Genomic DNA, 12,197 nt, shown 5'->3' with positions numbered 1-12,197 from the left:
CCTTTGCATCGTTTTAAGAATTAATGATCGTTTTACAGATTAAAAAAGCAAAGAAAATGAAAAAGTTATTATTTGTAGCAGTAGCTTGCGCAGCTATCTCTTTGACATCTTGTAATGGTAAAGGTAAACCTGCTGGTAATGTAGATACATCTAAAGTAGATACAACTAATGTAGATACAACAAAGCAAGATACAAACAAAGTTGATTCACCTGCAGTAGAAGCTCACGCTGACTCAGCTCACGTTAAGTAATCCAGGTATTACTTTGCTATTAAGAAATTGCCGTTGGACTTAGCGTCCAGCGGTTTTTTATTTTGTGTAAGAATTGATAATATCCATAATACAAAAAGGGAGCATACTTTATATATGTGCTGCCCTTTTTTTATAAGTCCTTTTAATAAAAGATATTCTTTTATTGCTATTGCTCGATTAACTTCAAGAAAATACTTGGGTTATTTAAGAATGACTGCAAGTATTAAGATTTATACATATAGAAAGTTAAGAACTGCAAGGCGTTCTGTACAGAAACACCTTAAATGGCTATATGTATGAAGAATATCCATTACGCCTAAAAATAAGATATCTGAAATGAGAGTGGCAGATATCTAATTTACGCAAAGCAGTCGACTGGCTTTTTGTACGTTGTAGAGTTGATTCCCCTCAGTTCAACAACCTACTTTTTTAGCTTACCTCACCAATTTCCAATCAAGCTTGACAGTTATTGACAAGAAACTTGTGGCAATCACGTTTTTTAACCCTAATCGGTCGTAGAGTATGTATGTTTTTCCTTTTTGAAAGATTATAGCGAGCTATACAACTGAAAAAAAATGAGGCTAATAAAAAGAAATTCATAGATGGATTCCTAAATATAAAAAAGTAGGCTGGAATAACCAGCCTATCAAATGTTCATTACGCCTCAATTTTTAAAGACTTATGTTAGGTTACGAGATATGGGGGAACTTATTTATTTATAGATTTAATGCATCTTTGTGTACCATTATTGAACTTCATCAGTTTTATTGTAACACCTTTAGTTGATTTTGAAGTTTTGCGACCAGAGAGATCGTAATAGACTTCGTTTGTAATGTTCGATTCATTCTCTTTATTTGTTTTCTTAATATCGTTCGGTGTTTTTTCCTTATTTAAGGTATAAACGGCTCCAGTATATTCGCTCATTCTAAACCATGTGCCATCTGCTGCAATACACGAGAGTAGATAGGTTTTGTCGTTTTTCGGTGCATCGAGTGTGATTTTGTCATCATTAATTGTATAGGTAACATCTACTGACGGATTAACGGGAACAGCTTGATTGTTTTCTATTCCATAGTATCCCATATATATTGAGACATCTTCGCCTTGGTCGGTTTTGGTTGAGAAGATTAACGATTTGTGTGGAATTGTTATTTTGTTGTCTTTAATACTTCCTTTTACCCAACGATTGGTTACGTCTGAGAATGTCTCAGGTAGCGCAACAATCGGATTTTTCACGTAAACAGTCTTGTTGTCAGCCATGAAAACAACTTCGAAGTCAGATGCTTCTGATAGATTAAGACTGGTCATTTCAAGAGAACCATCGTCTCCCTGTTGTAGTTTGATGCCCTTACCTGCGCGGTCGTAAACTTTAACGATACCTTCCGGACGCTCAGAGAGCAATGTTTCTTGTGCATTCACACTCATTCCTAAGATAGCTGTAAAAGCTAAAAATAAAAGTTTCTTCATATAAAATCTTGTTAGTTAAATTAGGTAATACGTTGTTGGCATCGTGTATGCCTTTATTGATAGACGGGACAGTGTTTTAATATTCGCCCCAAGCCTTGATGTCAATATCGTCTAACTTCACATTGCAGAACGCCGCAATGAAAGCACTTGCAAGGCGGCTGTTGGTGAGCAATGGTATGTTGAGGTCGATTGACGCACGGCGGATTTTGTAACCGTTGGTAAGTTCGCGTGGCGTAAGGTCTTTCGGAATGTTCACCACCATATCTATTTTCTTCTCGTGTAGAAGGTCTAATGCCTGTGGTTGCTTGCCTTCGTCCGATGGCCAATATACCAATGTGTTTTCTAAACCGTTTTCTGTGAGGTATTTAGAAGTACCACCAGTTGCAAAAAGATTATAGCCATGAGCCTTTAATATCTTCGCAGCATCGAGCATTTCTGCCTTTTGCTTTGCTCCACCAGTAGAAAGAAGTATGTTCTTTGCAGGTATTCGCTGCCCAACAGAGAGCATACTCTTCAGCAATGCCGTGTGTGTGTCTTCGCCAATGCAGCCCACTTCGCCCGTCGAACTCATATCTACGCCCAACACAGGGTCGGCTTTCTGCAAGCGGTTGAACGAGAATTGAGAAGCCTTGATACCCACATAGTCGAGGTCGAAGAGGTTTTTGTTTGGCTTTTCCACTGGTATGCCAAGCATAATCTTGGTAGCCAAATCGATGAAATTCAGTTTCAGCACCTTGCTCACAAATGGGAACGAGCGGCTGGCACGAAGGTTACACTCAATAACGAGTATATCGTTGTCGCGCGCCATAAACTGTATGTTGAACGGACCGTTAATGTGTAATGCCTTGGCAATTTGTCGGCTGATGCGTTTAACACGGCGTACAGTTTCTACATAGAGCTTCTGTGGCGGGAACTGAATGGTAGCATCGCCTGAGTGAACACCTGCAAACTCGATGTGCTCAGATATTGCGTAAGCCATGATTTCGCCATCACGAGCCACTGCGTCCATTTCTATTTCTTTCGCATTCTCAATGAATTTGCTTACAACCACTGGGTGGTCTTCGCTCACGTTGGCTGCCAACTGGAGGAAACGCTCCAACTCGTCGTTGTTGGAACAAACGTTCATGGCTGCTCCGGAAAGAACGTAAGAAGGACGAACAAGTACGGGGAAGCCCACACGGTCTACAAATTCCTGAATGTCTGCCATACTTGTCAGCGCACGCCACTCTGGTTGGTTCACACCAATATCGTTGAGCATGGCAGAGAATTTGGCACGGTCTTCGGCGTTGTCAATGTCTTTTGCCTTTGTTCCGAGTATGGGAACGTTCTCTGCATCAAGATGTATGGCGAGGTTGTTAGGAATTTGTCCGCCCGTAGAAACAATTACGCCTTGTGGCATTTCCATATCGATGATGTCCATAACACGTTCGAATGTGAGTTCGTCGAAGTAAAGACGGTCGCACATATCGTAGTCGGTCGATACGGTTTCGGGGTTGTAGTTTATCATGATAGAGCGGTAGCCCTGCTTGCGAATGGTGTTTAATGCCTGAACGCCACACCAGTCGAATTCGACAGAAGAGCCGATGCGGTAAGCACCCGAGCCAAGAACGATGACACTCTTGCGGTCGGTTTCAAACTTAATGTCAGAAGCTACGCCCGAGTAGGTAACGTAAAGATAGTTGGTTTGTGCAGGATATTCGGCTGCAAGCGTATCGATTTGCTTGACAACAGGGAGGATTCCATAGCTTTTACGCAACTGGCGAACCACCAAGACAGCCTTGTGCATATTGCCAACTTCGTCTTCCAAACCTACTGCACGAGCGATTTGGAAATCGGTGAAGCCATATACCTTTGCTGTGCGGAGCAAGTTTTTATCGAGTGTGTTGATGTTGCAAGTCTTTAATTGCTCATCAACATCGATGATATGCTTTAGCTTGTGTAGGAACCAATGGTCGATTTTGGTAAGTTCGTGAATTTGGTCAATGGTATAACCTTTGTGCATTGCCTTTGAAATAACGAAGATACGCTTGTCGGTAGGTTCGCGCAATGCAGCATCTATATCGTCAATTTCAAGTTCTTTGTTCTCTACAAAGCCGTGCATGCCTTGCCCAATCATGCGCAATCCCTTTTGTATGGCTTCCTCGAAGTTGCGGCCGATAGCCATAACTTCGCCAACCGACTTCATGCTTGAGCCTAATTCCTTGTCTACACCACGGAACTTGCTCAAGTCCCAGCGTGGTATCTTGCAGACAACATAGTCGAGTGCTGGTTCGAAGAAAGCCGATGTAGTCTTTGTAACAGAGTTCTTTAATTCAAACAAACCATAGCCCATACCTAATTTGGCTGCCACGAAAGCAAGGGGATAGCCCGTCGCCTTACTTGCCAAAGCCGATGAACGAGAGAGGCGTGCATTGACTTCAATTACACGGTAGTCTTCGCTCTTGGGGTCGAAAGCGTATTGTACGTTACATTCGCCTACTATTCCGATGTGGCGTACAATCTTTATTGCTAATTTGCGGAGCTTGTGATACTCGCTATTGGTAAGGGTTTGCGAAGGTGCAATTACGATAGATTCGCCCGTGTGGATACCTAATGGGTCGAAATTTTCCATATTGCAGACCGTAATACAGTTATCGTATTGGTCGCGTACCACTTCGTATTCTATTTCTTTCCAGCCCTTTAAACTCTTTTCCACCAATACTTGAGGTGAGAACGAGAAGGCCTTTTCGCAAAGTTTGTTGAGTTCTTCTTCGTTATCGGCAAAGCCGCTGCCGAGTCCACCCAATGCGTAAGCTGCACGGATAATGACAGGATAGCCCAATGTTGCAGCTGCCTTGCGTGCTTGTTCTGCGGTTTCACAAGCCTCGCTCTTAATGGTTTTAACGTCGATTTCGTCTAATTGCTGCACGAAAAGTTCACGGTCTTCGGTGTTCATAATTGCCTTTACAGGTGTACCGAGCACCTTTACATTGTACTTTTCGAGTATGCCGAGACGGTCTAACTCTACGCCACAGTTCAGCGCGGTTTGTCCACCAAATGCCAAAAGAATACCATCGGGACGTTCTTTTTGGATAACACGTTCTACGAAATAAGGCTGAACGGGCAGATAATAGATTTGGTCTGCCACGCCTTCCGATGTTTGAACGGTTGCAATATTTGGGTTGATGAGAACGGTAGAAACACCTTCTTCACGCAGTGCTTTTAGTGCTTGCGAACCAGAATAGTCAAATTCACCAGCTTCACCTATCTTTAATGCGCCTGAACCAAGTAACAGGACTTTCTTTATTGATTCGTCTTTCATTATTTCAGTGCTTCTACAAATTTATCAAACATAAATACTGTATCTATCGGACCCGAACTTGCTTCAGGGTGGAACTGTGAGCTGAACCAAGGATTTGTCTTATGGCGGATTCCTTCGTTGCTGCCATCGTTCATATTTACAAAGAGTTCTTCCCAGTCTTTGCCCAATGTTTTTGCATCAACAGCATAACCGTGGTTCTGAGAAGTAATGTAGCATTGGTTTGTTCCTACTAATCTGACAGGCTGATTGTGTCCACGATGACCATACTTTAGCTTGAAGATGGTTGCACCGGCAGCCTTTGCCATAAGTTGGTTTCCCATACAAATACCGCATATTGGCTTTGTGCTTTCATTCATTTGTTTGCGGATAATCTCTACTGCATCGCTGCACATATCTGGGTCGCCAGGACCATTGGCAAGGAAAAGTCCGTCGTATTCCAATGATGTATAATCGTAATTCCAAGGTACACGAATCACTTCGATGTTGCGATTTATCAATTCGCGCAAGATGTTGGCTTTTACACCGCAGTCTACTAACACTACTTTCTTTCCGCCTCCTTCATTGTAACGAATGATTTCCTTTGTAGAAACAAGGTCTACAAAGTTTACTCCTTCATAGTGGGCAGTAGGAATGTTGTCAGCTTCGTCGTCGAAAATGATTTGTCCCATCATTACGCCGTGTTCGCGCAATACTTTTGTAAGCTCGCGTGTATCAATGCCTGTGATTCCAGGAACCTTTTCGCGCTTGAGCCATGATGCCAAGCTTTCAACGGCATTCCAGTGAGAGTACTCCTCCGTATAATCGGAAACGATGAGTGCAGAGACATAAATCTTGTCGCTTTCCATGAACGAAGGAATATGATTCTTCTCAATCGTAAATGGTGGAACACCGTAGTTGCCGACCAAGGGGAATGTCATGACAAGCATTTGACCTGCATAGGAAGGGTCGGTAAGACTTTCGGGGTATCCCATCATTGCTGTGTTGAATACAACTTCGCCTGCAACAGGCTTGTCATATCCGAATGATTTTCCATGAAATTCTGTACCATCATTTAAGACTAAAGTTACATTCCTCATTTTAATTCGTATGTTGATGATTTTATGTTAGCTGATTTACTTGTGATAAACTTGTTCGTAGAAGTTTATGAATGCTTGGTTTACAAGGCGCATTCCGCCAGGAGTAGGGAAGTTTCCCGTAAAGTACCAGTCGCCTTTGTGGTTTGGAATGGCTTCGTGCAAGCCTTCGATGCTTTGATAAACAAGTTCTACGGGAGTGGTCATACCTTTCGGACGCAACATTTCCACTATCTTTTTATTGATTTCTTCTACTGTAAATGGTGCGTAAACCTTGCAGACAGCATTGTTGATGGTTTCGCCTTTTCCTTTGGCAACTTCCTTTTTACAAGCCTCGTAGACTTCGGTAAGGAGCGATTCCATATTGCGTTCCTTAATCAGCTCGATAGTTGCATCGAATACGCAAAACTCTTCTAAGCGTGGCATGTCAATGCCATAGTAGTCAGGATAGCGGATTTGTGGGGCACTCGATACGATAATAATCTTCTTTGGGTAAAGTCTGTCAAGTATTCGCAAGATACTTTCTTTCAATGTAGTGCCACGAACGATGGAGTCGTCAATGATAACGAGGTTGTCTTCGTTGGGCGTAATGCTCTCGTAGCTTATGTCGTAGACGTGTGAAGCTAAGTCGTTGCGTGAATTGCTTTCGGTAATGAAGGTGCGTAGCTTAATGTCTTTCCATGCTACTTTCTCGGAACGGGTAGACTGACTTAATATTTTCTCTATTTCAACATCGGTTGCATTACTTCCTAAAGCCTTTATTTCTTCTGCTTTTTTAGTGTTCAACCACTTCTCAAAACCTTGTAGTAATCCGTAGAAAGCTACTTCAGCAGTGTTTGGAATAAAAGAAATTACAGTGTGGTTGGTATCATTGTCAATCGATTTCAATACCTTTTCAGTAAGTTGTTCGCCTAATTTCTTACGTTCCTTATATATATCTCGATCGGAACCGCGCGAGAAATATATGCGTTCGAATGAACAGGCAGAATTCTTGTTGGATTCTAATATTTGATGTAATGAACTTTCACCGCGTTTGTTTACAATTAATGCTTGCCCCGGTAATAATTCTTTTATGTCCTCACAGTCTAAATCGAATGTAGTTTGAAGAACTGGACGCTCGCTCGCTAATGCCATATATTCATCATTCATATAGAAAAAAGCAGGACGAATGCCCCAAGGGTCACGCATGGCGCACATCTCTCCGGACCCTGTAATACCACATATTACATAACCTCCGTCGAAGTATTGCATTGTGGTTTGTAGGACATTCTTCATCTCTACATGGTCTTCGATGTAGTGCGTAATATCGAATTTCTCTAATCCAAGTGCTTTCGCATCGCGGAAATTGCGCTCTACTTCACGGTCTAAGCGATGTCCCATGAACTCAAGAAGCAAATAGGTATCGCTGTATTTGCGTGGGCATTGACCGTAGTCAGTGAGATGTTCGAATATCTCACTGAGGTTGGTCATATTGAAATTGCCACAAAACGAAAGGTTTTTAGCCCTCCAGTTGTTTCTCCTTAAAAATGGGTGAACATACGATAAGCCACTTTTTCCAGTGGTAGAGTAACGCAAATGTCCCATATAAAGTTCGCCTGCGAAAGGTAAATGCCTTTGTGCAAAATCTACGTCAGCAATTTCTGCATCGGTGTAGTCTTTGTATTGCTTATGAATATTGGCAAAAATTTCTGTAACGGCATTCTTTCCTTCGGCTCGTTCTCGGAACATATATTCGTTTCCAGGCTGTGTTTCAAGCTTGACACTTGCTATACCAGCACCTTCTTGTCCTCGGTTGTGCTGCTTTTCCATCATAAGATACATCTTATTCAAGCCGTACATCCAAGTTCCGTACTTCTCTTTAAAGTAACTTAGTGGCTTTAGCAGTCTTAACATTGCCACACCACAGTCTTCATGTATGTCTTTTTCCATTTACTAAGGTCTTTTCTCTTTAAATATTACTCTACCGTTACTGATTTTGCCAAATTTCGTGGTTGATCCACATCTTTACCTTTACATACAGCTACATGATAAGCTAATAATTGTAATGGTATTGTAGCTACAAGTGGTTCTAAGCAGTCCATTGTGTCGGGAAGTTCGATGACGGCATCTGCTATCTGCGAAACCGTTTTGTCGCCCTTTGATACCAATGCTATTACACGACCGTTACGAGCCTTAATTTCTTGTATGTTACTACGTACTTTTTCATACATAGAGTTGTGTGTTGCTATAACAACGACAGGCATATCAGAGTCTATCAAAGCAATGGGACCATGTTTCATTTCTGCAGCAGGATAGCCTTCAGCGTGTATGTATGAAATTTCTTTCAGCTTTAGAGCACCTTCCAGTGCGACAGGATAGCTGAAACCACGACCTAAATAAAGGAAATTCTGTGCATAGGTAAATGTTCGTGCCAAGTCTGCAATGGCTTCATTTGACTTTAATATCTCCCTAATTTTCTTCGGGATTTTCGCCAATTCTTCTACCACTCTGACATATTCGTCGTGCTTAATAGTTCCTTTTGCTTCGGCTAAGGTGAGTGCAAGCATTGTAAGAACAGTAACCTGACCAGTGAAAGCTTTTGTTGAGGCTACACCAATTTCAGGCCCTACGTGAATATAAGTACCAGTATGAGTTGCTCGTGGAATACTTGAGCCAATGGCATTACATATTCCATAGATGAATGCTCCGTGTTCTTTTGCCAACTCTATAGCTGCAAGCGTATCTGCCGTTTCGCCACTTTGTGATAATGCAATTACTACATCATCAGCGGAGACCACTGGGTTTCTGTAACGGAATTCACTGGCGTATTCTACGTTTACAGGTATTCGACAGAAGGTTTCGAGTAGTTGTTTACCAATAAGACCTGCATGCCAGCTTGTTCCGCATGCAACAATAATTATGCGCTTTGCGTTTAATAGGCGTTGACGGTGATCGATAATGGCGCTTAATGTAACATTGTCATTATCAACATTGATACGACCTCGCATACAGTTAATCAGACAATCAGGTTGTTCGAATATCTCTTTGAGCATAAAATGTGGATAACCGCCTTTCTCGATTTGTCCAAGATTAATATCCACTTTTTTTATTACGGGTGCTAAAGATTCGTTCTGGATATTTACAATCTTTAATTCTTCACCCAATTTCATTACTGCTATATTCTCGTCTTCGAGGTAAACAACCTTGTCTGTATATTCTATAATAGGACTTGCATCCGAGCCTAAGAAAAATTCATTATCGCCAATTCCAACAACGAGTGGACTCTGCTTTCTTGCAGCAATAATTGTGTCGGGGTGTCGTTTATCAAGAATTGCAATTGCGTAAGCTCCTATTACTTGATGGAGAGCTACCTGAACTGCTGTAAGTAAATCTAACTTCTTTCTTGATTGAACGTATTCTACCAACTGTACTAATACTTCCGTGTCAGTATCAGAGACAAAATGGATACCTTTACTTTGAAGTTTCTTCTTTATTTCTGCATAATTTTCGATGATACCATTATGTATTATGGCTAAATTTCTCGATTCAGAGTAGTGTGGGTGTGCATTTGTTGAAGATGGCTCCCCATGTGTTGCCCATCGAGTATGTGCTATACCAATAGTACCTTCTGTATTTTTATCGGTACAAAGCGCCTCTAGTTCGCTTACTTTGCCTTTTGCTTTATATACATTCAATTCGTTGTTGCTATTGATAAGTGCAACGCCTGCACTGTCATAACCTCTATATTCAAGTCGTTTGAGTCCCTTTATTAGGACTGGATAAGCTTGTCTTTTTGTACCTAAATATCCAACAATTCCACACATAATATATATATTGTCCTTTTTCTTTTTATACTTGTTTTATCTTTAAACTTTTTGTTTCTTCTATATAATGACGTTTATCTTAAGATTGTAACTAATAGTGTTACAAGTGATGATGTGATTCCTATAATGGAATAGAATATGCTTGTGTTACTACCGAAGAACGTATTTCTTGCCTTAACCTTATGTGGTTCAACATAAATAACATCGTTCTGCTGTAGATAGTAATATGGTGAGTTTATAATATTTGCATCATTCATATTTAAGCGAACCTTATGCTTCTCGCCAGTCTTATCTTCTCTGAGCAGAAGAATATTATTTCGTTTGCCGTAGACAGTCATGTCGCCTGCTTCTGCCAATGCTTCTACAACACTAATCTTCTCGGTTGATACAGGAATAACCCCCGGACGGTTCACTTCTCCAAGCACAGTTATGTGAAAACTACTCATTCTAACGGAAACAAGAGGGTTTTCTGTGCGTGCTAAATAGGGTTGAATTTTACTTTTAATAAGGTCTTCACATTCTGTTTTAGTCAGCCCCGCAACATGAATTTTGCCGATAATTGGAAAGCTAATCATACCATCATTGTCAACCAAATAGGTTGTAACAGGATTCTTGCTATTTGCCTGTGATGTCGAACGTAAATTAAAAGGCTCTGAAGAGAGAGGATCTGTGGTCTGAACTAAAATGGTTAATTCATCTTTGGGCATAATCTTGGCATCGTATAAACCTTTAGATGCAGCCAAACTAATAGAGTCAATGTTCTGCCAGTAAGCTACTTGCTTGCTTGAAGTGCAGCCTACCATCATTAAAATCATGGCACATACCACAATAGTGAAAAGTAATTTCTTCATAAAATATAAGTGCGATAACGTTATTTCTCAGTCACCAAGGTGGTCTATTCTATCCATTATAAATTCTCCACCGTAATTATGATGCAAAAATACTATTAATTTTTGAGAATGGCAAAAGTTTAATTGACTTTTGCAACAAGGTAAACAAAATGACTTCTAATCGTAAAAAACTTTTCCTGTCATTATGTTGTGTAATCAGAAATACTAGTATCAGTTTGTAGTTATCCTTTCGTTACAAATACCTCGAAGCTATATGCCTTTTTATTTTTACCTGCTTATAGTAAGTAAAGGCTTTATAATGGATTAAATATAGGTGAAAAAAAGATAAAGTTTAGTAGGTTATTACTAAAAATAAATTACTATCTTTGCCACAAAGATAATACTACAGTCATGAAAAGAACAGAAAAAGTTTTGTTAATCTATACTGGTGGAACAATCGGAATGGGCTGTAATCCTGCGACAGGTGCTTTAGAACCTTTGGATTTCGACCACCTTGCTGATAATGTACCTGAATTTAAGCTGATTCCAACAGCCATCGACACCTATCAATTTGTTCCTGCCATCGACTCTTCAAATATGTCTCCGAAGAACTGGGCAGACATTGTAAGAATAATCGTTGATAAGTACGACAACTACGACGGATTTGTTATTCTGCACGGTACAGACACTATGGCTTATACGGCATCTGCATTGTCGTTTATGCTTGAGAACCTTACTAAGCCTGTTATACTTACCGGCTCACAACTTCCTATTGGGCAATTACGCACTGATGGTAAGGAAAACCTTATGACAAGTCTTGAATTGGCAGCGGCACACCATCATGATGGAACGCCCATGGTGCCCGAAGTATGTATTTATTTTAACGGACACTTGCTGCGTGGCAACCGTTCTACAAAGCAGAATGCCGATGAATTGAATGCTTTTGAGTCATTCAATTTCCCTCATCTCTGCGAGGCAGGAGTAAGTTTCAACTTCCAGACGCATCATATATTAACGCCTGATTACAGCAAGCCAATGACACCACACTTCAAATTGGATAGCAATGTGTTTGTACTTTCTTTATTTCCTGGTGCTGAAGAGCATATTGTTCGTCATACGTTTGATGCTCCAGAACTTCGCGGAATTATTATGCGGACATATGGTAGTGGCAATGCGCCCCATGCTCCTTGGCTCGTAAAGTTATTGAAAGAAGCTACGCAACGTGGTGTTGTAACTGTGAATGTAAGTCAGTGTATCAGTGGGCAAGCCGATATGAATCGTTATGATACGGGATATCAGTTGAAAGAGGCGGGTGTTATCAGTGGTTATGATACAACGGTAGAGGCTGCACTAACCAAACTTATGCTGCTTCAAGCCAAGTATGGCGACCATACTAAAGTCCGTGAATATATGAATAAGTCTATAGCCGGCGAAATAACAATTCCTTCTATTCTAATTTAGAGATAGAAAGA

8 protein-coding genes are annotated in these 12,197 nt (G+C 40.8%); 2 read left to right on the top strand and 6 right to left on the bottom strand.

Annotation, left to right across the window (positions count from 1 at the left end):
• Positions 1 to 56: 56 nt before the first annotated feature.
• Positions 57 to 251, top strand: a complete 195-nt coding sequence (locus RDV52_RS10065) for a hypothetical protein (RefSeq protein ID WP_040556971.1) — start codon at positions 57 to 59, stop codon at positions 249 to 251.
• 708 nt (positions 252 to 959) lie between these two features.
• Here the strand turns inward: RDV52_RS10065 and RDV52_RS10060 are convergent.
• The 6 genes from RDV52_RS10060 to RDV52_RS10035 form a co-directional block, all read right to left on the bottom strand.
• Complete coding sequence (locus RDV52_RS10060; RefSeq protein ID WP_004365676.1) at positions 960 to 1,718, bottom strand: hypothetical protein; 759 nt, start codon at positions 1,716 to 1,718, stop codon at positions 960 to 962.
• 76 nt (positions 1,719 to 1,794) lie between these two features.
• Positions 1,795 to 5,019, bottom strand: a complete 3,225-nt coding sequence (gene carB, locus RDV52_RS10055) for a carbamoyl-phosphate synthase (glutamine-hydrolyzing) large subunit (protein ID WP_004363052.1) — start codon at positions 5,017 to 5,019, stop codon at positions 1,795 to 1,797.
• Entirely contained in the window at positions 5,019 to 6,095 is a 1,077-nt protein-coding gene (gene carA, locus RDV52_RS10050) for a glutamine-hydrolyzing carbamoyl-phosphate synthase small subunit (RefSeq protein ID WP_004363053.1), read from the bottom strand. Before carA ends, carB begins: the two co-directional genes overlap by 1 nt.
• Positions 6,096 to 6,131: 36 nt before the next feature.
• Positions 6,132 to 8,021 carry an amidophosphoribosyltransferase gene (locus tag RDV52_RS10045; RefSeq protein ID WP_004365677.1) on the bottom strand — a complete coding sequence of 630 codons (1,890 nt, stop codon included), beginning with the start codon at positions 8,019 to 8,021 and terminating at the stop codon, positions 6,132 to 6,134.
• A 26-nt stretch (positions 8,022 to 8,047) separates the two neighbouring features.
• On the bottom strand, positions 8,048 to 9,895 hold the full coding sequence (glmS, locus tag RDV52_RS10040; RefSeq protein ID WP_004365678.1) for a glutamine--fructose-6-phosphate transaminase (isomerizing): 1,848 nt from the start codon (positions 9,893 to 9,895) through the stop codon (positions 8,048 to 8,050).
• 74 nt (positions 9,896 to 9,969) lie between these two features.
• Positions 9,970 to 10,746 carry a polysaccharide biosynthesis/export family protein gene (locus RDV52_RS10035; RefSeq protein WP_004363056.1) on the bottom strand — a complete coding sequence of 259 codons (777 nt, stop codon included), beginning with the start codon at positions 10,744 to 10,746 and terminating at the stop codon, positions 9,970 to 9,972.
• A 390-nt stretch (positions 10,747 to 11,136) separates the two neighbouring features.
• Between RDV52_RS10035 and RDV52_RS10030 the strand changes: the two genes are divergently transcribed.
• Positions 11,137 to 12,186 (top strand): asparaginase, encoded by a 1,050-nt coding sequence (locus RDV52_RS10030; RefSeq protein WP_004365679.1) that lies wholly within the window; start codon positions 11,137 to 11,139, stop codon positions 12,184 to 12,186.
• Positions 12,187 to 12,197 lie beyond the last annotated feature (11 nt).

The sequence above is a fragment of the Prevotella nigrescens genome (assembly GCF_031191185.1).
Taxonomy (GTDB): Bacteria; Bacteroidota; Bacteroidia; order Bacteroidales; family Bacteroidaceae; genus Prevotella; species Prevotella nigrescens.
The sequence above is the reverse complement of the archived record's forward strand: the minus strand, read 5'-3'. Positions and strand labels throughout refer to the sequence as shown.

Excerpts from the sequence above, each read along its gene's own strand:
- RDV52_RS10065 (WP_040556971.1), top strand. The coding sequence starts at position 57 with ATGAAAAAGTTATTATTTGTAGCAGTAGCTTGCGCAGCTATCTCTTTG.
- RDV52_RS10060 (WP_004365676.1), bottom strand. The coding sequence starts at position 1,718 with ATGAAGAAACTTTTATTTTTAGCTTTTACAGCTATCTTAGGAATGAGT.
- carB (WP_004363052.1), bottom strand. The coding sequence starts at position 5,019 with ATGAAAGACGAATCAATAAAGAAAGTCCTGTTACTTGGTTCAGGCGCA.
- carA (WP_004363053.1), bottom strand. The coding sequence starts at position 6,095 with ATGAGGAATGTAACTTTAGTCTTAAATGATGGTACAGAATTTCATGGA.
- RDV52_RS10045 (WP_004365677.1), bottom strand. The coding sequence starts at position 8,021 with ATGGAAAAAGACATACATGAAGACTGTGGTGTGGCAATGTTAAGACTG.
- glmS (WP_004365678.1), bottom strand. The coding sequence starts at position 9,895 with ATGTGTGGAATTGTTGGATATTTAGGTACAAAAAGACAAGCTTATCCA.
- RDV52_RS10035 (WP_004363056.1), bottom strand. The coding sequence starts at position 10,746 with ATGAAGAAATTACTTTTCACTATTGTGGTATGTGCCATGATTTTAATG.
- RDV52_RS10030 (WP_004365679.1), top strand. The coding sequence starts at position 11,137 with ATGAAAAGAACAGAAAAAGTTTTGTTAATCTATACTGGTGGAACAATC.